This is a genomic window from Pandoraea sputorum, assembly GCF_000814845.2.
Lineage (GTDB): Bacteria > Pseudomonadota > Gammaproteobacteria > Burkholderiales > Burkholderiaceae > Pandoraea > Pandoraea sputorum.
This window is the reverse complement of the sequence record NZ_CP010431.2, coordinates 3,644,101-3,669,398: the sequence shown is the minus strand read 5'-3', so window position 1 is coordinate 3,669,398 and position 25,298 is coordinate 3,644,101. Positions and strand designations below refer to the sequence as shown.

Annotated in this window: 23 protein-coding genes; 10 read left to right on the top strand and 13 right to left on the bottom strand. The window is 63.4% G+C overall.

All coding sequences use genetic code 11. The annotated features are described in order from the left end of the window. Positions 1–155: 155 nt before the first annotated feature. The gene (ribA, locus tag NA29_RS16205; RefSeq protein WP_039399584.1) at positions 156–812 is read left to right on the top strand and encodes a GTP cyclohydrolase II; all 657 of its coding nucleotides are present in this window, start codon (positions 156–158) and stop codon (positions 810–812) included. A 50-nt stretch (positions 813–862) separates the two neighbouring features. On the opposite strand, the gene NA29_RS16200 is transcribed toward ribA, so the two are convergent. From NA29_RS16200 to NA29_RS16170, 7 genes are all read right to left on the bottom strand, one after another. Beyond that, the gene (locus NA29_RS16200) at positions 863–1,141 is read right to left on the bottom strand and encodes a DUF3325 domain-containing protein (protein ID WP_039399583.1); all 279 of its coding nucleotides are present in this window, start codon (positions 1,139–1,141) and stop codon (positions 863–865) included. Then, on the bottom strand, positions 1,138–2,826 hold the full coding sequence (locus NA29_RS16195; RefSeq protein ID WP_039399582.1) for a PepSY-associated TM helix domain-containing protein: 1,689 nt from the start codon (positions 2,824–2,826) through the stop codon (positions 1,138–1,140). Before NA29_RS16195 ends, NA29_RS16200 begins: the two co-directional genes overlap by 4 nt. Continuing rightward, positions 2,823–3,182 (bottom strand): DUF3649 domain-containing protein, encoded by a 360-nt coding sequence (locus NA29_RS16190; RefSeq protein WP_084103818.1) that lies wholly within the window; start codon positions 3,180–3,182, stop codon positions 2,823–2,825. Before NA29_RS16190 ends, NA29_RS16195 begins: the two co-directional genes overlap by 4 nt. A gap of 12 nt (positions 3,183–3,194) precedes the next feature. Then, on the bottom strand, positions 3,195–3,959 hold the full coding sequence (locus NA29_RS16185; protein WP_084103816.1) for a DUF4198 domain-containing protein: 765 nt from the start codon (positions 3,957–3,959) through the stop codon (positions 3,195–3,197). Positions 3,960–4,035: 76 nt separating this feature from the next. After that, entirely contained in the window at positions 4,036–6,441 is a 2,406-nt protein-coding gene (locus NA29_RS16180; RefSeq protein ID WP_095178461.1) for a TonB-dependent receptor, read from the bottom strand. A 224-nt stretch (positions 6,442–6,665) separates the two neighbouring features. Continuing rightward, on the bottom strand, positions 6,666–7,685 hold the full coding sequence (locus NA29_RS16175; protein WP_039399581.1) for a FecR domain-containing protein: 1,020 nt from the start codon (positions 7,683–7,685) through the stop codon (positions 6,666–6,668). A 44-nt stretch (positions 7,686–7,729) separates the two neighbouring features. Continuing rightward, positions 7,730–8,248 carry a sigma-70 family RNA polymerase sigma factor gene (locus tag NA29_RS16170; protein WP_039399580.1) on the bottom strand — a complete coding sequence of 173 codons (519 nt, stop codon included), beginning with the start codon at positions 8,246–8,248 and terminating at the stop codon, positions 7,730–7,732. A gap of 647 nt (positions 8,249–8,895) precedes the next feature. Between NA29_RS16170 and NA29_RS16165 the strand changes: the two genes are divergently transcribed. The 6 genes from NA29_RS16165 (at position 8,896) to NA29_RS16140 (ending at position 15,528) form a co-directional block, all read left to right on the top strand. After that, positions 8,896–9,243 carry a hypothetical protein gene (locus NA29_RS16165; protein WP_150777409.1) on the top strand — a complete coding sequence of 116 codons (348 nt, stop codon included), beginning with the start codon at positions 8,896–8,898 and terminating at the stop codon, positions 9,241–9,243. Positions 9,244–9,578: 335 nt separating this feature from the next. Beyond that, positions 9,579–12,332: a magnesium-translocating P-type ATPase gene (gene mgtA, locus NA29_RS16160; protein WP_052252988.1), complete on the top strand. Its 2,754-nt coding sequence runs from the start codon at positions 9,579–9,581 to the stop codon at positions 12,330–12,332. A gap of 150 nt (positions 12,333–12,482) precedes the next feature. Then, positions 12,483–13,217, top strand: a complete 735-nt coding sequence (locus tag NA29_RS16155; RefSeq protein ID WP_039399578.1) for a transporter family protein — start codon at positions 12,483–12,485, stop codon at positions 13,215–13,217. Positions 13,218–13,432: 215 nt separating this feature from the next. Further along, positions 13,433–13,924 carry an Rrf2 family transcriptional regulator gene (locus NA29_RS16150; protein ID WP_039399577.1) on the top strand — a complete coding sequence of 164 codons (492 nt, stop codon included), beginning with the start codon at positions 13,433–13,435 and terminating at the stop codon, positions 13,922–13,924. A gap of 264 nt (positions 13,925–14,188) precedes the next feature. After that, complete coding sequence (locus NA29_RS16145) at positions 14,189–14,488, top strand: DUF4148 domain-containing protein (RefSeq protein ID WP_039399576.1); 300 nt, start codon at positions 14,189–14,191, stop codon at positions 14,486–14,488. A gap of 149 nt (positions 14,489–14,637) precedes the next feature. After that, positions 14,638–15,528 carry an AraC family transcriptional regulator gene (locus tag NA29_RS16140; protein WP_072633311.1) on the top strand — a complete coding sequence of 297 codons (891 nt, stop codon included), beginning with the start codon at positions 14,638–14,640 and terminating at the stop codon, positions 15,526–15,528. 77 nt (positions 15,529–15,605) lie between these two features. Here the strand turns inward: NA29_RS16140 and NA29_RS16135 are convergent, their stop codons facing one another. From NA29_RS16135 to NA29_RS16120, 4 genes are all read right to left on the bottom strand, one after another. Continuing rightward, positions 15,606–16,841, bottom strand: a complete 1,236-nt coding sequence (locus NA29_RS16135) for a porin (protein WP_039399575.1) — start codon at positions 16,839–16,841, stop codon at positions 15,606–15,608. Between the two features lie 220 nt (positions 16,842–17,061). Further along, positions 17,062–18,021 carry a glycerophosphodiester phosphodiesterase family protein gene (locus NA29_RS16130; protein WP_072633310.1) on the bottom strand — a complete coding sequence of 320 codons (960 nt, stop codon included), beginning with the start codon at positions 18,019–18,021 and terminating at the stop codon, positions 17,062–17,064. A gap of 66 nt (positions 18,022–18,087) precedes the next feature. Then, on the bottom strand, positions 18,088–18,846 hold the full coding sequence (locus NA29_RS16125) for a DeoR/GlpR family DNA-binding transcription regulator (protein WP_039399574.1): 759 nt from the start codon (positions 18,844–18,846) through the stop codon (positions 18,088–18,090). A gap of 103 nt (positions 18,847–18,949) precedes the next feature. Then, the gene (locus NA29_RS16120) at positions 18,950–19,444 is read right to left on the bottom strand and encodes an Lrp/AsnC family transcriptional regulator (protein ID WP_039399572.1); all 495 of its coding nucleotides are present in this window, start codon (positions 19,442–19,444) and stop codon (positions 18,950–18,952) included. A 159-nt stretch (positions 19,445–19,603) separates the two neighbouring features. On the opposite strand from NA29_RS16120, the gene glmS reads away from it, so the two are divergent. Next, complete coding sequence (glmS, locus tag NA29_RS16115) at positions 19,604–21,433, top strand: glutamine--fructose-6-phosphate transaminase (isomerizing) (protein WP_039399570.1); 1,830 nt, start codon at positions 19,604–19,606, stop codon at positions 21,431–21,433. Positions 21,434–21,468: 35 nt separating this feature from the next. On the opposite strand, the gene NA29_RS16110 is transcribed toward glmS, so the two are convergent. Beyond that, positions 21,469–22,887, bottom strand: a complete 1,419-nt coding sequence (locus NA29_RS16110; RefSeq protein ID WP_039399568.1) for an MFS transporter — start codon at positions 22,885–22,887, stop codon at positions 21,469–21,471. A 6-nt stretch (positions 22,888–22,893) separates the two neighbouring features. Next, positions 22,894–23,547 (bottom strand): DsbA family oxidoreductase, encoded by a 654-nt coding sequence (locus tag NA29_RS16105; RefSeq protein ID WP_039403758.1) that lies wholly within the window; start codon positions 23,545–23,547, stop codon positions 22,894–22,896. Between the two features lie 269 nt (positions 23,548–23,816). Between NA29_RS16105 and NA29_RS16100 the strand changes: the two genes are divergently transcribed. Next, complete coding sequence (locus NA29_RS16100) at positions 23,817–24,329, top strand: cupin domain-containing protein (protein ID WP_039399560.1); 513 nt, start codon at positions 23,817–23,819, stop codon at positions 24,327–24,329. A 125-nt stretch (positions 24,330–24,454) separates the two neighbouring features. Then, a complete protein-coding gene (locus NA29_RS16095; RefSeq protein ID WP_039399559.1) occupies positions 24,455–25,081 on the top strand; it encodes a flavin reductase family protein in 627 nt (208 codons plus the stop codon). The last annotated feature ends 217 nt before the right edge of the window (positions 25,082–25,298 follow it).

Below are 25,298 nucleotides of genomic sequence, written 5' to 3'. Positions count from 1 at the left end.
CTGTCGGCGCCGTGTCCGGCCGATTGGACAGCGTCGCGCAACAGTCTGTTGCATGGCGCTGTCGGCTGAAATTCGGAAATGGCGTTAAACTCCGGGCACACGCCATCGTTGTCCGGTGGCACGCAACTCCAATTTCAGCCCGTTCGAACGTCAACATGAAGTCCCCTGGTACTGCCTCTGCCACGCTCAATTGCGACGCTGGCGAATGCGTCGAGCTTGTCGCTACGGCAACGCTGCCCACTCGCTACGGCACCTTCACTTCCCACGCGTTTCGCGTCAAAGACAGCGCCAACGAGCATCTCGCGCTGGTGATGGGCGACGTGTCGGACCAAGGGGGCGCGCTGCCGCCACTGGTGCGTCTGCACTCGGAATGTCTGACGGGGGACGTCTTCGGCTCCTATCGCTGCGATTGCGGCGAGCAGCTGGACGCCGGTATGCGCAAGATCGCCGAGGAAGGGCGCGGTGTGATGCTGTATCTGCGCGGCCATGAAGGGCGCGGCATCGGTCTGAGCAACAAGATTCGTGCGTATCTGCTGCAAGAGCAGGGGCGTGATACCGTCGAAGCCAACCTCGATCTCGGTCTGCCCGACGATGCGCGCGAATACGACTCCGCCGCCGCCATCCTGCGCATTCTCGGTGTGGGTTCGGTGCGCCTCATGAGCAACAATCCGAAGAAGTTCGACACGCTCATCAAGCACGGCATCCCCGTGAGCGAGCGTGTGGCGCTCGACATTCCGTTGCGCGAAGAGAACGAACGCTATATCCGCACCAAGCAGGTCAAGTTCGGGCACTACTTCGAAGAGAACGAGTGATCGTCGTCTGACGATCTCCCGACGATTCTCCGAATCGGTCGGCCAGTCTCCTAGCGAGACTGGCGGCGCTGGGCCAGAATGAGCGTCAGGTACACCAGACCCGCAGCCATGCTGGTCTGTCCGCTGTAGTTCACCAGTCCGAATCCCCATCCCTGATGCATGACCGTTGCGCCGAGCGCCACGGCCAGTGCCGCCCATCCGACGATCCGGCCATTGCGCGTGCGCGTCGGTGAAACGGTCTTGAAGAACGTCTCCTGCTGACGCTCCGTCGACAGCGCCAGCGCCGCAAAGCCTGCGAGGCAGAGCGCGAAAGTGACGAAATGACTCATGCGCGGTCCTCGTTCAACGGGGCATTGATCGACGCACTGACCGGTGCATTGACCGGCGCGTGGGCCGATGCCGTGGGGCGCACAGGCTTCGTCTTCGGCTTGTGCCGTGCGGTGCGGATCGCGAGCCACGCATGCAGCGCTGCGAAGGCCCAGAGCATCAGATCCACGCCTGCATACACCCAGTCGCCGGTCGTCAGGCTATGCCAGAGGCCGCGCGACGTCGTGACCGCGTTAAGCACCGGTAGCAGCGCGAGCACGGCAGCGCCGAACCACAGCAATTCCACCCACGCCCGTTTGGCAGGGCGCACCAGCGCGTACAACAGCGTCGCCGCCCATACCCAATAGAACACATCGACTTCGGTGACGCTGCGTTTGAGCGCATCTGCCGGAATGAGGCGGTTGCCCCAGAGGAACGCCGTCATGGCAATCGAGAGCCCCGCAATCGCTGCGATGTTCAGACGCTCGACCACGTGAAAGCCGAAATGGGGACGTGCCGGGTCGGGAAGCTTGCTGCGACGTTTGACCGTCCACATCACCAACCCAGAGCCGACCATCGCCGTGCCGCCCAGACTGACGAGGAAGTACAGCCAGCGCAGATGCAGATCGCTGAAGCGTCCGAGGTGCAGGGCGTACATGACGCCGCGCGTTTCTGCGGCCGGGCCGACACCGTCGTGAACGTCGATCAGCTTGCCGGTCGCGCCGTCGAACAGCAGGTACTGCGGGCTCATCGAGACACGCGTGCTTTCGCCGCGTGTGACGGCCACACGTGCAGCGGCGTCGCCCGCATGGGTGACGGTCACGCGGCCGACGTCGTTCGCGCCCCAGCGGGCTTGCGCCTCGCGCACCATCGGGGCGAGAGGGGCAAGCGGGGCTTTCTCGCCCGTGGCCTTGCCGGGCGGCGGGAAGGCGCTCAACTGCGCGCTGAGTTGCGCGCGTTCCATTGGCGTCTTGATTGCCGTTTGCGCGCCCCACGGCATGTACATCGCCATCAAAGTGACGAGGCCGGTGTAGGTGATCATCAGATGGAAAGGCAGGCCGAAGACCGAGAGCGCATTGTGTGCGTCGAGCCACGAGCGCTGCCCCTTGCCCCATCGGAAAGTGAAGAAATCGACGAAGATTTTCTTGTGCGTGATCACGCCGCTGACGATGGCCACCAGCATGAACATCGCGCAGAAGCCCGCGAGCCAGCGTCCCCACAGGACAGGCAGCGGGTGAAACTGAAAGTGGAACCGGTAGAAGAAGTCGCCGCCGAGCGTCTCGCGCGCTTTGAGCGTCTGACCGGTCGACGGGTCGAACGTCGCTTCTTCGAAGGTGCGGCGCGGGGCGTTTGTCTCACCTTTGCCAGTGCCTTTGGGCGCAGGCGGATTGCGCCAGAAGACACCCGCGACCGGATTGCGCTCGGTGGGCAGATAAATGCTCCACTGCGGGCTGCCCGCAGCGAGCGTCACGAGTTGATCGCCGACGTTCTGAGCGACCATGGCGGGATCGGGCAACGACTGCCGATGCGGCACTTCGGGGCGCATCCATTGCGACAGTTCGTCTTTGAAGTAACTCACGGTGCCCGTGAGGAACATGGCGTACAGCAGCCAGCCGACCAGCAGGCCGGACCACGTGTGCAGGTCCGACATCGTCTGACGGATGCCGCGTGCCTGAGGCCTCGCTTTATTTGCAGGCGTGAACGTCATGCCGCACCTCCCATTGCTAGGCTCGTCATGTGACCGGACGCCACCGCCCACGCGACCAGCGCGAGCGGTGCCGCAACGATCAGCAGACCGGCCCAGGCGCGCCACGCACTGCGCACGGCAAACACCCAGACGACCGCACCGGCATAGATGGCGAAGCTCGCCAACTCGCCGGTGATGATCGCCTGCGCCTTGTTCATCGGCAGTGCGAGTGCGGCAACGCTCGCGAGGGCAGCCACGGCGTAACCGCCGCCGATGGCCGCCACGATGCGTGAGATGAGCGCGCCGACGTTGACGATGCGTTCGGAGAGTCCAGCGTTACCGACCTTGCCGGACGGGGCACGACGAGCCTGAGCCATGATGCGTGTCGCTTACTTGTTGGGCGTGGCAGCGGGGCCCGCCGGGAGCGGTTCGAGGCCATCGGCTTGCATGATGGTCGTCGTCGTCACGTAGCTCACGCCCTGATAGCGCTCGACACCCTTGGCACCCGGGCGCTCACCCGGCGTCATGTCCTTGTGACTGACTTCGGCCACATACACACCCTTCCACGGCATATCGAACGTCACGAGTCCCTGCTCGTTCGTGTGCGCTTCCTTGGCCCAACCCGATTGCGTGACGAGTGAGACCTTCGCCTTGGGCAGCGGCTTGCCCTGGAAGAACAGCTGGAACTCACCCTGCTTGCCTGCGGGCACGAGGTCGAGCGTCAGTTGCGGCTTCTGCTTCGAGAAGTCGGACGCCAGACGCGCCGCAGGGCGATACCAGTTCGTGACTTCCTGACCGTCACGCTTCGACGTGAAAAGCGGGTACTTCGCCTCTTCGGCGATCAGCGATTCACCGGCGTTTGCCTTGAACGGGAGCGCGAAGCCGTTGGCCGTCCTGGTGGCGGCGGCCGTCTTCTCGCCCTGCGCGGAGCTGAGCGTGCCGGTGGGGGCGACGAACTTGTCGAGCAGGCCCGGCGACGTTTCACGCAGGTTTTCGCCGAATTCGCCGAAGCGGATCACGGCGTTCTGACCGGCTGGCTGCTCGATCCAGATCTGGTGCGCCTGAGCGGCACCGGCGAAGGCGATGAGGGCACCGGCGGTGAGCCTGGTCAACTGGGGCAGTCGCTTCAAACGGTGGGTGGCGGTCGTCTTCATTGCGGTCTCCTTGGAGAGGTGGCGGAACGGAAGGAATAGGGCGAATGGGGGCGGCTCATCGACATCTCGTTCGTCTTCAGAAGTCGATTTGCGCGGAGAGCAGGAACGTGCGCGGCGCGGCCACGGTGACGTAGGTGCCGCTCATGAGCCAGTAGTTCGAGTTGAACAGGTTCTCGATGTTGGCGCGGAACACGACCGACTTGCCCGCGACACGCGTGCGATAACGTGCGCCGATGTCATAGCGTGTCCACGCAGGCAATTCGAGCGTGTTGGCGGCGTTGAAGTACATGCGCGACGTATTGATGATGCGACCGTTGAGCGAGAGGCCCGGCACCCACGGCGTGTCCCAGTCGACGCCGAGGTTGAACGCACGCTTGGGCACGCCGTTCGCATCGTTGCCGTCGTTGGTGCCGCCAGCGGTCTTGGTGAGCTTGGCGTCGTAGAACGTGGCGCTGGCCATCAGGCGCAGACCCTTGACCACTTCGCCGTACGCCGACAGTTCGATGCCGCGATTCCGCTGTTCGCCGTCGAAGCTGTAGAGGTTGGTCGACGGATCCGTCACGGCGTTCGGGCGCTGCACCTGGAACACCGACACCGTCGTCGTCACCGGCCCCCAGTCGGTCTTTACACCGGCTTCGTACTGCTTCGACTTGTAAGGCGGGAACACTTGTCCGGCGTTGACGGTGCCGACGGGCGCAGTGCCGCCACGCGACAGACCCGAGGTGAAGTTCGCGTACACCGACACGTTCTGGAGCGGCTTGACGACGATGCCCGCGAGCGGCGAGACGGCGCTCTGGTTGTACGTTCCGGTCAGCGCGCCGGTGGCGGTGCTGTAGTTGTCGAGCGCAACGCGCTGGTGACGCAGGCCGCCGGTGAGCAGTACGCGGTCGTTGAAGAGCGACAGGGTGTCGGTCACGGCGATACTGGTCAGCGCCGACTCCGACGCCTTCCTGGCTTCGGTGCGCGCCGCGCCGATGCCCGGCAGCGGCGACGGATTGTAGATATTCGAGGCGACCAACGTCGAGCCAGGCACATAGGCATTGCCCGAGTCCTGCTCCAGACGCGACGCCTGCACCGTCAGTGTGTGGCCGACGTCGAATGTCCTGAAGTTCACGCGCGCGCCCACTTCGCCCGTGCGCGAGCGTGTGTATGAGTCGTAATACGAATTCATGACGGTGAAGTTGCCGAGTGCGTCGGCGGGGCCGCTCGGGAACGTCTGATAGGCCGTGGCGTAGTGATAGCCCACAGCGCCCCAGACCGTCACGTTGCGCAGCACGTCGTATTCGAGGCGCGTGGTCACGGCCGAGTCGTGCAGATGCAGCTCGCTGCCGGGGTAGAAGTTGCGGTAGCCCGAGGGGGCGTCCGGAATTTTCTTGACGGAGGACTGGAAGCCGATCTGCGGACGGAAGTTGTCGTCGCCTTCGTGTTGCGTGTAGGCGTCGAGCGTCCAGCGCAGACGTTGCGTGGTGTAGTCGAGACCGACCGAGCCGAAGCCGATGTTCTGCCGGCCGTTGTCGAGCGTGGTGTTGCCGCCACGGAACACGCCGTTCAGACGCACGCCCCATTCCTGGTTTTCGCCGAAGCGACGCCCCACGTCGGCTTCGACGCCGAGTTGCGATTTGCTTTGGAACGTGGTCGTCAGGCGCGTGATCGGTTCGCTCGTGGCGCGCTTGGTCACCACGTTGATCGCGCCACCGATACTGCCACTCGGCCCGATGCCGTTCATCAGCGTGCCCGGACCTTTGAGGACTTCGATGCGCTCGACAATGGCCGCAGGCACCCGGCTTGCGGACGCCATGCCATACAGGCCGTTCAGGCCCACGTCGCTGCTGGAGACGGTGTAGCCGCGAATCTGGAAGTCCTCGCCGAAGCCGCCGCTGGAGGTCAGCATACGCACCGACGATTCATTGACGACGACGTCGGCGAGCGTGCGCGCCTGCTGGTCGCGCACCATCTGCCCGGTGTAGTTCATCGTACTGAACGGCACGTCCATGGCGTCGGCCGAGCCGAGCATGCCGAGGCTGCCGCCGCGCGCGATCTGGCCGCCCGCGTAGGCCGGTTGCAGACCGTTGTCGTACGTAGCGGTGACGTGGGTCGTCGGCAGGGCGACTGCGCCGTCCGTGCTCGCTGCGCTGCTTGCAGGCGCGATCAGAAAACTGCCGTTCGATTGCGGGACGACTTCCACGCCGGTGCCTGCGACGAGGGCGTCGAGGCCGTTACGCGGCGTGTAGGTGCCTTTCAGGCCGTTGGTGTGACGTCCGGCCGTGACTTCGGGCTTGAACGACAGCATGATGCCCGCGTCGCGGCCGAAGCGGCTCAGCGCGTCTTCGAGCGAGCCCGCGGGAATGTCGAAGGCGCGCGCCCCCGGCGCGGCCGCGTTCTGGGCCTGCGCCGCGAGCGGCGTGAGGACGACTGCAAGGACCGCGCCCGTGGGTGCGGCAACGGCTGCGCCAAGGGCGATGCGGCCCAGTGCGCAGGCCATCCGCGTGCGGCGATGGACCCGATTTGGTTGGCTGGGGCGCTGTTGCTGCCCACGGACGTGACCCATGATCTGACCTTTCGTGTGGAAGTAGAGCGGTGGTGCTCGACTTCCATGACCCGCGAAAAACAGAAACGGATCACCTTTTTTAAAAAATTTGTTGAGCCGCATGAGTGCGGCTGGAATGCGGCTGGATTCGGTCGCCCGATCTTTGCCCGATCGTTGCTTCAGGCCGGAACGAGCCGGATTTCCCGAGTGCCCCAGAAGCGGGTAACCGCCTCGGTGCGCACCGCGAGCGTGGTGCCGAGTGTGTCGAGTACTTTGCCGACGTCGTCGAGCGGAAACGTGCCCGACACGCGCAAGTTGGCGACGCTGGGGGCGCATGAGAGCGACGCGTTGCTGTATCGCGCCAACTCGTCTACGAAATCGGCGAGCCGCATGCTGCGCGCAACGATGAAGCCTTCGGCCCACGTCGCGTCGTCTGCGGGCGTTTCTGTAGCTCCGGAGATGCTGCGCGTTGTGTAGCGCGCGTGGTGCCCGGCCTGCACGATCAGCGACTTGTCGGACGCGGCGCGCGGACGAATCTCCACGGCGCCCTTGAATACGCTGACATGCGTGCCGTCGTCGAACTGACGCACGGTGTATCGCGTACCGAGCGCGCGTGCCGTGCCCTGCGAGGTTTCGACGAGAAACGGGCGGGGCGGCGCACGGTTGTCCGGCGCGGTCGTGATCAGCACTTCGCCGCCGATCAGCCTCACGCGACGTTCGTCGTCGCGATAGACGATGTCGATGGCGCTATCGGTGTTGAGCACGAGTTGTGTGCCGTCATCCAGTTGCAACTCGCGACGCTCGCCCACGGCGGTTTGTACGTCAGCCGACCAGTGTCGCCACGGCGACGAATGCAAGACACCCCACGTGCCCGTGCCAGCGAAGAGCAGCACCGCCAGCGACTTCACTGCGCGGCGGCGCTGAGGCGATGCGGGGGGCGCCAGCGCGGCCTGTGCGACGCCCGCTTCCACCGGGGCGGCGAGCGGTGCGAGCCTGCCTTTGACGGACTCGATTCGCTGCCACGCACGTTCGTGATCGGGGTGTGCGCCGCGCCATGCGTGCCAGTTGGCGACGGTCTGCGGCGAGACCTCATCACCTTGCAATTCAATCAGCCACTCGACTGCGCGCTCGGCCACGTCTGCCGGTAGATTGGCGGCGTCGGTGGTGGCGTCGTACCAGCTTGAGCGAATGGCAGGCATGGCGGTGTCGGGTTGCCGGGACGGCCGTGATTGACGTGTCGGCATCAGTCGAGAAAAGACAAGTCGGCGAAATAGCAGCGCTGCAAGGCTTTCGCGAGATAGCGCTTGACCGTCGGAATCGAGATGCCGAGCGTGGCCGCGATCTGGGCGTGCGTTTTTCCGTCGAGCTGCGAATACAGAAACGCCTGCCGCACGACGGTCGGCAGGCCGTCCAGGAGTCGATCCAGTTCCAGTAGCGTCTCAAGCATGATGGCGCGCGTTTCGGGCGACCATTCAACTTCGCGCGGCACCTGTGCGAGTGCATCGAGATATGCGCGTTCGAGCTTCTGACGTCGCCAGTGATTCGAGACGAGATTCTGTGCAACGGTCGTGAGATACGCGCGCGGTTCGTCGAACGCGGCGGGGCCCCGCTCGCTGCCGAGCAATCGCACGAAGGTGTCGTGCGCGATGTCCGCCGCTTGTTCGGCACTGCCCAGACGTCGATGCAACCACCCCCTCAGCCACGAATGGTGATGGCAGTACAACATCTCGACGGTAGAGGGGAGGGTGCCCTGGGTTTGCATGATCCAGCCTGATGCTCGGTCTACTCACGACGCTCAGGACCGGCGCGAACGCCGACAACGGTCATGCAGCAGGTGAGACGAATACCAATGATTTGGTAATGATAATCATTATTAATAACTTATGGGAAATATCCCTGTCAATCGGAAGTGCTTTTGGCGTAGACGATACGTCGGAGTGCCGAATTCGGGGCATCGTCGCTCAGGGCCGTGGGATGGGCATGAGCGGTCAGTGTCGGTGTTGTATTAAGGAGAATTCCGAAGATGTTTGCGATGCAGCATTTATTGCTTGACGCTCCAATTTGGCCTCAGTTACCATCCGCCCTGTCTTCAATTTAAGGGGTTAGTCCGTGAATTCCGATGCCAGTAGTCCTCGATCTTTGATCGATTGATTGCCTGAGGATCCACAGCCTTCCCTGTGCCGCGTCCTCATGCAGGATGCGGTGTCTCGCGCCACTTGAACGCTCGCCCTGAGCGCATGTTTCCGGCGTCATACCCGCAAAAGTTTCCACTGTCGTGCCTGTGATGGGCGTTGTCGTCTTGCGCGTGCGTTTTGTGCCGTGCGCGGCGACGATGCATTCTCGCGAGCCGACCGTTCGTGCCGCGCGCTCACATGCGGTATGGACACTTCGCAGCCATGCGAGGAAATCATGCGAGCTTTTCAAACCTTCCAGGCTTTTCAGAGCCAACCGACGCGCACCACACCGGTGTCGCATCTGACCATCGTTTGCCTGGCCGAGGCCCTCGGGGCCTTGCGCAAGCAGATGTTCATCGATCTCACCGCACTCGGCCTGCGCGCCACGCACGTCAGCATCACCCGCTGGAGCGACCGCGACGAGGCGTCCGCCACTGTCACGCTCGACTGCCCGCAGGGTTCGCGTGCTTCGCTCACGTCGCTCGTCATGCGACTGTCGGGCGAGCACAGCGTGCGCCGCGTGTTCTGGTCCGACGACGCCTCGCGTCGCGCGGCTACCACGGACATGCCCGCGCACGCCTAGTGCCGCGCGGCTGACCAGTTCAACCCATCACTGCCGGATGACGCAACGCGCGTTCTTCCGCGTACCGAATCAACGAACATAAGGAGTCCGAAATGGAAGACGGAAGTAGTCGAATGTGGCCCGTCGGGACCGTACCTTTGACGTATGGCTTCCCGGCGGGCGATCCGATGCCAGAACCCCATACACGTATTTTTGCTTTCACCGACCGCGCGCTGCGCGGCGCGGCTGGGTACGTTCGCGCTTTTTTCCGCAGAGATGATCTTCGGTAGCGACTGACGAGACCGGCCGGCCGCACTGTCTATCAGGGCAAGCGTCAGTCGCGCCAGGAAATCGTCATGACAAATAACCACCGCTCCCGCCATAAGCAGCGCGGCTTCGTCGACAACGCCAAAGCGTCCGACCTGCCGCTCTCGGGCCCCGAAGTCGTCGCACGTCTCGCGACCGAACCGCTGCACCAGGTCCTGCACACGCTCGGCACCGATGTCAGCGGCCTGCCGCTCGCCGACGTCGGCCAGCGCCAGACGCGCTACGGCCCCAACGAAATCGCCCACGACAAGCCGCCGCACTGGACGCGCCAGCTCGTCAGCGCCTTCAATAATCCGTTTGTCTTCGTGCTGCTCGCGCTCGTCACGATCAGCTTCTTCACCGACGTCTACTTCGCCGATCCGGGCGATCAGGATTACAAGGGCATCATCATCCTGTCGACGATGGTGACGATCAGTGGCCTGTTGCGCTTCTTCTCCGAGTTCCGGTCGCTGCAGGCTGCCGAGAAGCTCAAGGCGATGGTGCGTACCACCGCCAGCGTGCGTCGCCGTCTGTCGGCGTCGGGCAAGTCTGAGCGTCACGAGGTCGCCATGCGCGAGTTGGTCGTGGGCGACATCGTGACGCTTCAGGCAGGGGACATGATCCCGGCCGACCTGCGGCTGATCGAATCGCGCGACCTGTTCATCAGCCAGGCGGTGCTCACCGGCGAGGCGCTCCCCGTCGAGAAGTACGACACGCTCGGCGCTGTCGCTCAGAAGTCGGCGTCCATCGCAGCGGGTGGGGCCAATGCCAACCTGCTCGACCTGTCCAACGTCTGCTTCATGGGGACGAACGTCGTGAGCGGCACGGCCGTGGGCGTGGTCGTCGCCACCGGTGGCGACACGTATTTCGGCGCGCTGGCGAAAAACGTCGTCAGCCACAAGCGTGTGGAGACGAGCTTCGACCGTGGCGTGAACAGCGTGAGCTGGCTGCTGATCCGCTTCATGCTGGTGATGGTGCCGATCGTCTTCATGATCAACGGCCTGACCAAAGGCGACTGGGTCAGTGCCTTGACGTTTGCCCTGGCGGTGGCCGTGGGTCTCACGCCCGAAATGCTGCCGATGATCGTGAGCGCCAACCTCGCACGCGGTGCTTTGGCGATGTCGCGCCGCAAGGTGGTGGTCAAGCGCCTGAACTCGGTGCAGAACTTCGGTGCGATGGACGTGCTGTGCACCGACAAGACCGGCACGCTCACGCAGGATCGCATCATTCTCGAGCAGCATCTGGATGTGGCGGGCGACGAGCAGGAAGACGTGCTGCGCCTGGGGTGGCTCAACAGCTATCACCAGAGCGGACAACGCAATCTGATCGACGTGGCGATCATCCGTCGCGCCAACGAGATCGGCGAATCGGTGCAGCCGCGCGCGTTTGCCAAGATCGACGAACTGCCGTTCGATTTCGTGCGTCGCCGTCTGTCCGTCGTGGTCGCGAACGATCGTGGTGAGCATCAGATGATCACCAAGGGGGCCGTCGAAGAAATGCTGTCGGTCGCCACGCACGTGAAGACTCCGCAGGGTGTGCGTGCGCTCGACAACACGGCGCGCGCCATGCTGATTGCGCGCGCCGAGGCTTACAACGAAGACGGCTTCCGCGTGCTGGTCGTGGCCACGCGCGACATTCCGGCGGGCGAGACGAAGACGCAGTACAAGACGTCCGACGAACGTGAGCTGACGGTATGCGGTTTCCTCACCTTCCTCGATCCGCCCAAGGATTCCGCCGCCCCGGCGATTGCCGCGCTGCGCGAGCATGGCGTGACGGTCAAGGTGCTCACGGGCGACAACCCCATCGTCACGATCAAGGTGTGCCGTCAGGTCGGGCTGGAGCCGGGCACGCCGCTGCTCGGCACCGACATCGAGCCGATGGACGACGCCACGCTGCGCGAAGTCGTGGGACGCACGACCGTGTTCGCCAAGCTCGCCCCGCTGCACAAGGCGCGTGTGGTCAAGGCGTTGCAGGCCAACGGCCACACGGTGGGCTTCCTCGGCGACGGCATCAACGATGCGCCCGCGCTGCGCGATGCCGACGTGGGCATCTCGGTGGACACCGGCGCGGACATCGCCAAGGAAACCGCCGACATCATCCTGCTGGAAAAGAGCCTGATGGTTCTCGAAGCGGGCGTGATCAAGGGCCGCGAGACGTTCGGCAACATCCTCAAGTATCTGAACATGACGGCCAGCTCGAACTTCGGCAACGTGTTCTCGGTGCTGGTGGCGAGCGCGTTCCTGCCGTGGGAGCCGATGCTGGCGATGCAGTTGCTTATCCAGAACCTGATTTACGACATCTCGCAGATGTTCCTGCCGTGGGACCGCATGGATCCGGAGTTCCTGAAGAAGCCCCGCAAGTGGGACGCCAGCAACATCCGCCGCTTCATGCTGTGGATCGGGCCGACCTCTTCGGTGTTCGACATCACGACCTATGCGCTGATGTGGACGGTCTTCGGTGCTGGTGCGCTGTATCACGCCCATGGTGGCGACGCCGGTCAGGTCATCATGAATTCGGGATGGTTCATCGAAGGTCTCGTCTCGCAGACGCTGGTCGTGCACTTGCTGCGCACGCAGAAGATTCCGTTCCTGCAAAGCACGCCGGCGCTGCCGATCATGCTCTCGACGTCCGTTGCTATTGCGATCGCTTGCTGGCTGCCGTACTCGCCGTTCGCCGGGGCGCTCGGCTTCGTTAGCCTGCCGTTCTCGTACTTCTACTGGCTCGTGGCAACGATGCTTGGGTACATCGCGCTGGCGCAGATGGTGAAGACGGTCTACATCCGCCGCTTCGGCCGCTGGTTCTGATTCATGAGCGAAGCCTGAAAGCTTGCCTCACACATTGCAGTTGCAATGCCACCCGCCCCGCTGGGGCGGGGGCGCTGCCTCCACACACTTTCGTTCTGGCGCACGCGTTGGCGTGCCGCCCGGGACGGCACACGAAAAAGAGAACGACTCATGAAGAAGCAACTGATGTATCTCGCGCTGTTCTGCCCGCTCAGCGCATTCGCAGCACACCCTCTGACCTCCGACGACACGGGCACGCAGGGCGACGTCAACTGGCAGTTCGAGACGAACGGCGAAGTCACGTCGAAGCAGGAGGACATCGGCCGTCAGACGCTCTGGAACAGCACGCTCACGCGCGGTATCGGCGAGGCGCTCGATCTGTACGTCAACGTGCCTTATACGAATATCCAGAACCGCTCCGAGAGCGCAGGCAGTGGCGTTGGAGACGTGGAGACGGGGGCCAAGTGGCGCATGTATGACGACGGCGCGTTCAGCATCGGTCTCAAGCCGTATCTGAGCTTTCCGACGGGCAACGATCAGCGCGGACTGGGCACGGGCCGGGTCAATGCCGGTGCGACGCTGCTCGCCCAGTATCAGATCGACGACTGGACCTTCCTGGCCAACGCTGGCGGTGCCTATCAGGCGAACCGTCAGGGGCAGCGGCAGGGGGTGTGGAAGGCGTCTGCTGCGGTGCTGTATCGCGTGTTGCCGTCGACGCAACTGATTCTGGACGTCGGCACGTCGCAAAACCCCGATTTTGCGCAGAAGACGAACCCGGCCTTCATGATTCTCGGGGCCATCTATAGCCCGACGTCGTGGATGGATCTCGACGTCGGCTACCGACGCGGTCTGAACCCGCAGACCTACGACTATTCGTGGATGGGCGGGCTGACGATGCGTTGGTAAGCGCTTGATGGTAAGTCCCTCTCGCGAAAGGGGAATTCTCGCGCCGTACGCGCCCGAATATTCTGAAAAAATCGGGTGGCGTACGGCATGCGCGGGACATAAGATGTATGCCGGGGCCATGTTAAACTGACTCGCAAAATCATCAGAGGCGGCGCGCCGTGCGCCGCCTGATTCGTTCCCGCTTCCCATCCGCTTTTCGCCTACGTCCGCCGTCGATGCGACTTACCGACCATACCGATTACAGTCTGCGCACCCTGATCTATGTCGCGGTTCATCCCGACGAGCTTGTGCACGTGCAGTCCGTGGCGGACGCCTTCGACATTCCCAAGAATCACCTCGTGAAGATCGTGCAGAAGCTCGGCCAGCTCGGTTTTTTGCATACCGTGCGCGGACGCTCGGGTGGGATTCGTCTGGGCCGCGCGCCGGAGCGCATCGGACTCGGGGAAGTGGTGCGTGCGATGGAGCCCGATTTCGCAATGGTGGAGTGCTTCCATCAGGGCGATAACGCTTGTGTCATCACGTCGGCGTGCCATCTGCGCGGCGTGCTGGGCGAGGCGCTGCGTTCCTATTTCGCGGTGCTCGACCGCTACACGCTGGCAGATCTCGTCGACCAGCCGAATGTGTTGCGTCGTCTTCTTGGGGATGCGGCAGCTGCCGTAATCCCGGTTGCCGACATCAAAGTGAAGCGGCGTACTGCCGGGGCGTAAGCGGGCGTCGGGCGCTCGCAAAACCGCCGCAATCCCCCCTTTTTCGGCCATCCGATCAGCGTTCGCTATCGACGTCATAGCGCGTACCAATCACGTTCGTCAGAACTGGACGAATGGTCGCATCTTGCAGACGTCCTGCCGTGCAAGCCGCGCTGTCCTTTCGTAATCTTCAGTCATGCCCGCTAGCGCTCCTCCGGTGATTCGGACGGAAGCACAAGGGAAAACGACATACGGCAAACGCTGCCGACCGAAAGGAGTTTGATCATGAACGCTCGTATTTTCGCCGCCGCCCTTATCGCCACCGCATCGCTGGCTTCCGCTTCGGCTTTTGCCGAGACCCAAACGGCCGACGCCGGTCAGCCCGTTGCTTCGCAGGGTGTGAGCCGTGCCCAAGTGCTCGAAGAGTTGCGTGTAGCACGTGCATCGGGCCAGCTGGATCAATCGCTGCAAACGTATCCGTCGCTGCTGCAGCAAGGTGCGTCAGTCGGCCGCTCGCGCGCTGAAGTGCGTTCGGAAATCGGGACGACCGCGCCGGTCGCTGCTGCCGCCGATAACCGCGCCTGATCGCGCGTGATGTGAATGCGCGTGTTGAGCATCTGCCAAGCCGGAACAAGGGCAAGGAGAGCAGCAACGAGAGGGGCGAAGAGCGGTCCAAGCAAGGGTTGCGTAAATCCTCCATAATCGGCGCACCGGGTTATTTAGATGAGTGCGCCATGGACCGGCTCTCCACCCTGATTTCGAATTTCGGCGTTCGCGCCGGTGTGTTTCATAGCGGCGGCCTCTGCGGCCTCGCCAGTTACGGTGTCGACGCCCACGACGGCGGCCACCTGCATTTGCTCCGTTCGGGTGAAGTCGCGCTCGTGATGGAGGACGGTTCGCGACAACAGATCGCCGAGCCGTCGCTGATTTTCTTCCCGCGCCGCAACCATCATCAATTGCTCTCGGGCGAGGCGGACCGCACGGAACTGGTGTGCGGGTCGTTATCGTTCGACGGTGGCCACAACAATCCGTTGGTCGCCGCATTGCCCGAGTTTCTCGTCTTACCGACGAAATCGCTCTCCACGCTCGAACTCACACTGAACTGGCTTTTCGCAGAAGCGTTCGGGCAGAACTGCGGACGTCTGGCCGTCATGGACCGCCTGTTCGAGTTGCTCGTGATTCAGTTGCTACGCCACGTGCTTGAGCATCGTCTGGTGAGCTTCGGCATGCTGGCCGGGCTGGGCGATCCGCGTCTCGCGCGCGCACTGAACGTCATTCACAATCAACCCGGCGAAGCGTGGACGGTCGAGTCGCTGGCGAGCACGGCCAACATGTCGCGCGCGAACTTCGCGGCGCAGTTTCGTGAAGTGGTTGGTCAGTCGCCTGCGGACTATCTGCTGGACTGGCGCATTGGTCTGGCGCAAAAGCGTCTGCGTGACGGTCAGCCGATCGCGCGCGTGGCGGAGGAGGTCGGGTACGACAGCGCGTCGGCGCTCGCGCGCGCCTTCCGTCGCAAGACAGGCAGCAGTCCGCGCGACTGGCTGCGTGCGCAGATGCACGCGGTCACGACGTTGCCGCGTCCGCGCGTAGAGATTGTCCCGGCGCTGCCTGCACAGGCGGCGTAGTCCGACTTAATTCGACGTCCGAGGGTGGCAGCGGCAACAACGGCCCGGCAGGGCCGTTGTTCGTATCGCTCCCCGCGTCAGAATACGTGGCTGACGCCCAGTCGCACCACCGTCTGCGAGTTGGTAGCGGACGACATGCCGTTCGCGGCGTCGCCAACCGAGGCCGTCGCGTCGATCACGTTGCCGAAGGCGTCGAGCGTGCTGCCCGAGGCCTTCTGGTAGCCCGCGAGCGCATACAACTCCGTGCGCTTCGACAGGTTATAGAACGCCGCCAGATTGAACTGGTGGTACTTCGCGCCTGAAACGTTTGCCGCCGGGGCATTCACCTTCGTGAAGCTGTAGCCGCCGCCCAGACGGAAGGCGGTCGTGAAACGATACATCCCCAGCACGCCGACCGTGTCGAACTTCGCCGTGCGCGTGAAGCGCGAGTACGTGCCCGCCGAGTATTCGGTGTGGCTGTAATTCGCGCCCAGCGTTGCGTCGCCGATCTGGTAGGTCATCGACGTGGCGATCACGTCGCGTGCCTTGGCGCTGGCGTAGCCTGCATTGATCGACGACGCGAAAGCGGACTCGGACGAGCCGGCCCAGCTACCGATGGTCGTGTCCGTGGCGCTCGCCTTGTCGTTGTTGGCGTGCGAGAAGCCGACGCCCCACGTGAGCGGGCCGTTCGCGTACTGTCCGGCGAGGCCCCAGGTGTTCTGACGCCCCATCGTGCCGGGCTGCCCGCCGAAGCCGTACATCGCCCCGAATGTGAAGCCGCCCCACGTCGGCGAGCGGTACTTGACACTGTTGTTCACGCGCGAGCTGTGGTCGAGGTTGTCGACGTCGCCCGGGTGTGCGGCAACGCCCGAGAGTAGTGCGGTGCCGCCGACGGAGCCGACGAGATCGATCAGCGGATCGTACTGACGGCCAAGCGTAACGGTGCCGTACGCCTTGTCCTGCAAGCCGACATACGCATGACGGCCGAACTCCGCGCCACCCTGACTGGCGGTGCCATTGCCGAGGTTGAAACCGTTCTCGAGACGGAACAACGCCTTCAGGCCACCACCGAGATCTTCCGTGCCCTGCATGCCCCAGCGGCTGCCTTGCCACGTTCCGCTCTGGAACGCGTAGTTCGACGCGCCGGTCATGGTGGCCGGGCGGCCTGCAGCACCCGCGCGCGTCACGCTGGCGACATTGCTGGCGTAGCCGACGCCGCCGTCGACAATGCCGTAAAGCGTAATGTTGGACTGGGCGTGCGCGAGCGTAGCGGCACCGCAGCCGATGACCAGTGCGACGGCACGGGCGAGGGGCGAGTGGACGAAAACCTTCATGGCGTGTTTCCTGAGCGAGGTAAGGCTAAAGGGCGAGGCGCGTCCCGGTGTCGTTTCCCGGGATTTCGCGTCACGTTAGAAATTAGGAATACTAAAAATATGAAACTAGACTTTCCGCATGCGCAGAACGAAGGATCAGCGGGAGGTTGGGGGGCGCGTCAGATACCGACGCGCGTCCCGGGCGCTACATGATTACGTTGTTCTGCCGTAAGAGCGCGTATTACTTCGCGACGTCTTTCCCCTGATTCGCCAGCGCGGCGCGCAAACGTGCAGGGGAGTCCGTCATCACGGCGTCGAAGCCCAGTTGCGATGCGGCTTCGAAGTCCTGCGGCGTCTCGACGCCGAATGCGACGAGGTGCACGTCGCCACGCGACTTGAAGCACTGCACGGCGGCCGGTGTCCACCAGTTCGCGACGATCTTCGACACGCCTTCACCGAGCGTGAAGCGCTCCACCACTTCTACCTGACGATGAAATTCGATGCCCGCCCACGTGCCCGGGGCGGGCGGCGCGGCGCACTGGCCCGCGAGGGCGGCGGCAACCAAACGGTTGCGTGTGGCGTCGCGCGACTCGAACAGTTGTGCTTGCGGGCGACGGGTGCGCATGCGGTCAGTCGCCTCCGCTTCCGTCGAGTAGAGGCGCACGCGCGGCCAGGCGTTCGTGTCGTCGAGCACCTTGATGACGGCCTCGACCAGCGGCGCGGCGGGCGTCTGCTTCATGTCGAGCAGCACGGGCACGTTGGCGGGCATGGCGGCCAGCGCTTCGCGCAGCGTGGGAATCGGCAGCGGGTGGTCGCGAAAAGGGTAGACGGTCTGGCCGTTGGCGTCCTTGCGGGAGAAGGCGTAGCCAGCGTTCAGCTTCTTCACGTCGGCGTAGTCGAGATCGGCCAGCTTGCCGCGACCATCCGTGAGTGCCGAGACATCGGCCGGACGGTACATCACGGGCACACCGTCGCGCGTGACCTGCACCGTCATCCAGAGCGCCTGCGCGCCGTTTTGCAGCGCGTTGTTGAAGGCTTGCACGGTGTTTTCGGGGGCGTCGCCCGTACCGCCACGATGCGCGACGATCAACGGGGCGGCGCTGGCGGCAGACGACGAAAGCGCACCGAAGACGCAGGCGAAGGCGGCCACGCTAATGGCAGCGAGGCGAACGGTGGAAGCGCGAAACGAAGCGGATGACATGGTGTGCGGTCTCTGGCGAGGGCGAGTGAGTGAGCGATGCGTGTCGGAGCGTTCGAAACGGTCTGATCAAACGACGAGAATTTCGGGCGAGTCCCCGCCAACGCGATGGTTCAGCGGGGCAGGCAGCGGGGCATCTGTAATGACGAGATCCTGCTCGTCGAGTTGCCCGCCGCGTACGCTGGGCTTGCGGGTGAACTTGTACGCGTCCGCAACGAGAATGCGATAGCGACTGGCATCGCGCAGCGCTTCGCGTGAGGCTGCTTCAACGCGGTCGTAATCGAGGAGTGTGCCGTCGTCGTCGATGCCGCCCACGCTGTACACGCCTACGTCGGCACGATAGGCGCGAAACAGACGGTCGGCTTCGTCGCCCAGAATCTCGGGGTTGGGCGAGCGCAGTTCGCCGCCGGGAACGACCACGCGATGTTCGGAGTTGCTCGCCAGCACCAGCGCGGCACGCAGATTGTTCGTGATGACGCACAGACGTTTGCGATGCACGAGCGCTACGGCCACCTGTTCCGGCGTGGTGCCGATGCCGAGCAGAACGGTTGCGCCGTCCGGAATGCGTTCAGCAGCGGCGTGACCGATGCGCACCTTGCCTTCGAGGTTGCGCACTCGCCGCACTTCGTAGGGCTGGTTGGCCCCCGGCGTCATCAGACGCGCACCGCCGTGATAGCGGCGCAGCACATTCGCGTCGCATAGCGCGTTCACGTCGCGACGAATCGTCTGCGTGGCGACGCTGAAGTGCTCGGCGAGGGCGTCGACACTCAATTCGCCGTGCTGGCGGAAAAGGGCGACGATGCGGGTTTGACGGTCTGAAAGGTCCATCGGGCAGTCGTGATGTGCGCATTCGTTCTGGAATGGGCGCCACTTTGACAGCCGAGAGTGACATTCAAATGACGATGTCGAATGTTCAAATGAACATTTTCATTTAACGGGAAGGGTTCGGATGGGCTGGCGTGACAGGTGCGTTCGCTTCGAATTTCGCGCAACGCGTGGAAAAGAAGGTGCGCACATTGCGAATGTTGGCCGAGCTTTTGAAAAGCCGCCGGGCGAGTTCGTCATAGGCGGCCATATCGCGGACTTCGGCAATGACGACGAAGTCAGGCCCCGGCGAGACGCGATAGCACTGCGTGACGGACGGTTCGTCGCAGATGTAGGTCTCGAAGGTGTCGTAATCCTCGGCGGTCTGTCGGTCGAGACTCACTTCGACGACGGCCGTCAGGGTCGGGCCGAGCTTCGCGGCGTCGACGATGGCGATCTGACGGGCGATGACGCCCGCCTCCCGCAGCGCGCGCACGCGTCGCAAGCAGGTTGGGGCGGAGGCGTGCACCCGTCGCGACAGTTCGAGGTTCGAGATCGATGCGTCCCGTTGTAGCGCGCCGAGGATTCGTAAGTCCAGATCGTCGAGGGTGATGCCTGGCATGAGGTCTCTGAGCAGATGCTAATAGTGTGAAATATTATTTCACATCGCAATCGTTGTGAATTTAAATTTCACTAACTTCATAATATTGATGATTAATTTCAGTGTGCCAACTCTACTATCGCTTCACTGGCTGGCAACGAATCATTTCGGAGAAGCGTTATGTGTGGAATCATCGGCGCGGTCGCGCAGCGGGACATTGTTCCCAACCTGGTCGACGGTCTGAAGCGTTTGGAGTATCGCGGGTACGACTCGTGCGGCGTCGCGCTGTACCGCGCGCGTGATCTGGTGCGTGCGCGCAGTGTCGAGCGCGTGGCGAATCTCCAGGAGGAGGTCGGTCGTCTTGGCTTGACGGGTTACACCGGCATTGCTCACACGCGTTGGGCAACGCACGGCAAGCCGGTCACAGACAACGCACATCCGCACTTCTCGCCGAATGCCGAGACGCCGCGTATCGCGCTCTCGCACAACGGCATCATCGAGAACCACGAGGAGTTGCGCGCGTCGCTAGAGAAGCAAGGCTATGTCTTCGCGAGCCAGACGGATAGCGAGGTCATCGCGCATCTGATCGACCATCTGTACGACGGCGACTTGTTCGAAGCGGTGAAGTCGGCGGCAGCCCGACTGCGTGGCAGCTACGCGATCGCGGTGATCTGTCGCGACGAGCCGCATCGTCTCGTCGGCGCGCGTGACGGCATGCCCTTGATTCTCGGTGTGGGTGACGGCGAGAACTTCATCGCGTCCGACGCGATTGCGCTGGCCAACGTGACCGACCGGATCGTCTATCTGGAGAATGGCGACGTCGCGGACGTGCAACTGCACCGCTACTGGGTGGTGGATGCTCAGGGGCAACGCGTGGAGCGCGCGGTGAACCGGGTGGCGGCGCACAGCGGTGCAGCGGATCTCGGGCCGTATCGCTATTACATGCAGAAGGAGATCTTCGAGCAGCCGCGCGCAGTGGCCGATACGCTGCTGGACGTCACGTCGATCATGCCGGAGTTGTTTGGCGATAACGCGTGGCGCGTGTTCAACGCGGTGGACTCGGTGTTGTTGCTCGCTTGCGGCGGTAGCTACCACGCGGCGCTCACGGCGAAGTACTGGATCGAGAGTCTCGCGCAGGTGCCGGTGAATGTGGAGATCGCGAGCGAGTATCGCTACCGCGACAGCGTGGCGAATCCGAAGACGCTGGTCGTTGCGGTCTCACAGAGCGGGGAGACGGCGGACGTGCTTGGCGCGGTCCACGTCGCCAAGCAACGCGGGATGTTGCACACGCTGGCGATCTGCAACGTGGCGACGAGCGCACTGGCGCGCGAGTGTGCGCTGACCTTCTTCACGCGGGCGGGCGTGGAGATCGGTGTGGCGTCGACCAAGGCATTCACGACGCAACTGGTGTCGCTGTTCATTCTGGCGCTGACGCTGGCGCAGAGCCGCAACCGGTTGTCGGACGAGGACGAACAGCAGCATCTGAAGGCATTGCGTCACCTGCCGGATGCGATTGCGAAGGTGTTGGCGCTGGAGCCGCAGATCATCGCGTGGGCGGAGCAACTGACGCGGCGTCAGGACATTCTCTTTCTCGGGCGCGGCCTGCATTTCCCGGTAGCGATGGAAGGTGCGCTGAAGATGAAGGAGATCTCGTACATTCACGCGGAGGCGTATCCGGCCGGGGAACTCAAGCACGGGCCACTCGCATTGGTCAGCGACGAGATGCCGGTGGTCGCGGTCGCGCCGAACGATCGTCTGCTGGAGAAGCTGAAATCGAATATGCACGAAGTGAGCGCGCGCAACGGCAAGCTCTACGTTTTTGCCGACAGCGATTGCGGATTATCGCCAGGCACGGACATCGAGGTGATTCGTCTCACCGAACACTATGGCTTGCTGTCACCGATTCTCCACACCATCCCGATGCAATTGCTCGCATATCACGCCGCCGTGGCGCGTGGGACGGATGTGGACAAGCCGAGGAATCTGGCTAAATCGGTGACGGTGGAGTAGGTGCCGACAGGTCACTTGCAGGCATCTGACGCCCGTCAGTGTGCGCGCTTTCCGACAAGTCGCATACCGCTGGCGAGGCATCCTGCCGCAGAAAACGCTGCACCCCATGCCAGCGCCCACGTCGAGCCGTGCGTGCCGAACAAGCCTAGCGCGAGTGCTACGAGTGCAGCACCCGTCGCCTGACCCAGCAGGCGCGACGTCCCGACCATCCCGCTCGCGCCGCCACTGCGCTCCGGCGGTGCGCTATGCATGAACGCTTTCAGGTTCGGCGACTGGAAGAAGCCGAAGCCCAGCCCGCACAAGGCCATACGCCAGCCGATATCCCACAGTTGTGCATGCTCGGGCATGATCGCCAGCAAGGCCATGCCTGCACTCAGCATCGCCAGACCGATCGCACCCAATGCACCCGGCGGATACTTGTCCGACAGACGTCCGGCCACCGGCGCAATCGCGGCCACGAAGAACGGCCACGGCGTCATCAGGAAGCCCGTCTCGATAGGGCTGCGATGCAGCACGTTCTCGAAGTAGAAGGGCAGTGAGACCAGTCCCAACCCTTGCGTCGCGAATGCGCAGATGGCTGTGAGCGTCGACAACGCGAATGCTGGCAGACGCATCAGATCGACCGGCAGCATCGGCGCACGATGGCCGCGTTCGCGTCGGATCAGCGCCCAGCCGAAGACGAGCGCGCCGATGAAGCAGCCCAGCGTCAGGTGCCAGTCGGCCTGTTGCGCACTTTGGCTAAGCGCAAAGATCAGCAGCGAGAACGTCAGCACGTTGAGCAATGCTGCAATCATGTCCGGCTTGTGCTCGCTGCGCGGCGTATCGGGCAGGTTGCGACGCGAGAATGCCAGCGCCAGCAATCCCGTCGGCACGTTGATGAGGAACAGCCACGGCCAGCTCGCGAATGCCAGCACGAGCGACGCGACCGTCGGCCCGATGGCGAAAGAGATGCCGACGATCAACGCATTCAGCCCGACACCGCGTCCCAACTGTGCCGCCGGATACAGGAAGCGGATCAGCGCAATGTTCACGCTCATCACCGCCGCAGCCCCTACGCCTTGCAGTACACGCGCACCCGCAAGGAAGCCGAGCGACGGCGAGAGCGCGCACAGCAAGGACGCCGCCAAAAACACCGCCACGCCACACATGAACACGCGTTTGTGGCCGACGCGCTCACCCAGCGATGCGAAGGGCAGCAGCGTTGCGACCATCGCCAGTTGGTAGGCGTTGACGATCCAGACCGAGGCGGACGGCGTCGTATTCAGATCGAGCGCCATCTGCGGCAAGGCCGTGTTGGCAATGGCGGTATCGAGACTGGCGAGCGAGACAGCGAGCAGAATCGCCGTCATGGCGAGTCCGCGTCCGGCGGCGGGAGGTTCGTGCAATTGCGCCGCGGCAGGGGCGGGCGGCGCGCTTGCCGCCGATGTGTCGGCGGTCGGAGGCAGCGACGACATGACGGATCAGCCCTCGGTCAGAATTTGACGGATGGCTTGCTCGAAGACTTCCGGTGGCTGACCGCCGCTCACGAGATGTCGGTTGTTGAAGATGATCGCCGGTACCGAACTGATACCGAGATTCTGATAGTGGCGCTCCAGCGCACGCACCTGATCGGCATACTCGTTCGTCGACAGAATCTCGCGCGCGCGAGTCGTGTCGAGACCGGCCTGTTGGACGGCGTCGACGAGCACTTCGGGATCGCTCGTGCGCTTGCCATCGACGAAGTACGCGCGGAACAGGGCTTCCTTGAGGGCGAGCTGCTTGTCGTTGCCAACCGTCTGCGCCCAGTGCAGCAGTCGATGCGCGTCGAACGTGTTGTAAGCGTGCGTGCGCAGATCCATGCGCATCGGGAAACCTTCGGCGGCAGCACGGGCGCTGATGTTCGCCCGGTTCTGCGCCATCTGCTCGGGCGAGAGACCGTACTTGCGCGACATGTAGTCGGCAAGCGGCACGCCCTCGACCGGCATGTCGGGGTTCAATTCGAACGGGCTGAAGTGCAGGTCGGCTTCGACCTCGTTGCCCAGACGGGCGAGCGCCGTCTTCAATGAAGCAAGACCGATGGCGCACCACGGGCAGGCAACATCGGAGACAAAGTCAATCTTGAGAGTGGCAGGCATGATGTGACGGCGCCAAAGCGGCGCGTGCAATGAAAAACGCGTCGCCTTGCGCGACGCAACAGGGGAATCGTCGCACAAATCGATAAATCTCGCCGATTCCCCCGCTGCCATGTCCGGAACCCTTGATTGACGCGCATTTTCGGCTAAGGTGTCGGAGCTGCGCGATGTCGATGCGTGTTTTGATGGGCGGAATTGTTGTTTCGTCTGATGAATCGATGCGCGCGTGCCTCCGTTGTCTTCCCCCCAGATTGACCTACAAGGAGTCCGATATGCCGTCTGCCGCTGATCTCGTCGCCTCGCTGGGGCTGATGCCACACCCCGAGGGCGGGCATTATCGCGAGACGTACCGCGCCACCGGAATGGTCGCCGCCGACGCGCTGCCGGGCGGTTTCTCCGGTCCACGCAGCCTTTCCACTGCGATTCTCTATTTGCTCGAAGCGAACGATTTTTCCGCGTTTCATCGCATCCGCAGCGACGAAGTCTGGCACTTTCATCTCGGCGGCACGCTCTGGATTCACGAGATCGATCCCTCTGGACACCTGACGACAACATGTCTCGGGCACGATGTCGAGAACGGCGAGCAGTTGCAGCATGTGGTGCCTGCTGGTCACTGGTTCGCCGCGCAGCCCGCTCCGTCGACAAATTTTGCACTGGTCGGATGCACCGTTGCGCCGGGTTTCGCCTTCGAAGACTTCGAGATGGCCGACCCGGTGGCGCTCGCCGCGCAGTGGCCGTCGCATGGCGAGCTGATTGCGCGACTTGGGCGTGGCGCGTCTGTGTAGCGGTCTAACGGGTCTAACGGGTCTAATGGGGCCAATGGGTAATGGGCCTAACGGTCGACCGACGCAACCTCGCAGAGTGCGATAGCATCGACGCAATCCCGCAACACAGCTGATGACTGACCTCTATGTCCCATCCCGACGACGTTCACTTCTACGACCCGGCCAAAGGCCACGGCCTGTCTCACGATCCGTTCAAGGCGATTGTCGCGCCGCGCGTGATCGGCTGGATTTCGAGCCGTGACGCGCAAGGCCGCGTCAATCTCGCGCCGTACAGCTTCTTCGGCGCCTTCGCCTCGTTCCCGGCCATCATCGGTTTCTGTAGCGAAGGCTACAAGGACTCCCTCGCGAACATCGAAGCCACGCGCGAGTTCGTCTGGAATCTGACGAGCAAGTCGCTCGTCGAGCAAATGAACCGGACGTCCGCCCCCGTGCCACATGAGGTCGACGAATTCGAACTGGCGGGCCTGACCAAAGCGCCTGGCGTCAATGTCGACGTGCCGCACGTGGCAGAGTCGCCCGCGTCGCTCGAATGCAAGCTGCTGCAAATCGTGCGCATGCACGATCTGGACGGCAAACCGATGAACAACTGGCTTGCGCTGGGGCAGGTGGTCGGCGTGCACATCCGCCGCGAGTTCCTGCGCGAAGACGGTCTCTTCGATACGGCCAAAGCGCATCCGGTCATGCGCGCAGGCTATCTCGGCGATTATGCCGAGATCGGTCCGATGTTCGATCTGCGACGTCCGAAGGCCTGAGCAACGCGCCGCACTGTCCTCAAATTTCACAATGCGTTATTGACGAAACCGGCGCGCGCATCGATTGACTTTGTCATGCGCGTGCGCATCCCGACTGCGGCTCATTGTCGCGCGGTGTTCTCGTCGACGTGACAATTGCCGACCGACCGGTCGGACAAAGCGTCCGCAATCATTTGTAAAATTTGCTGCGATGCAAAATTTATTTCGGACGCGTATG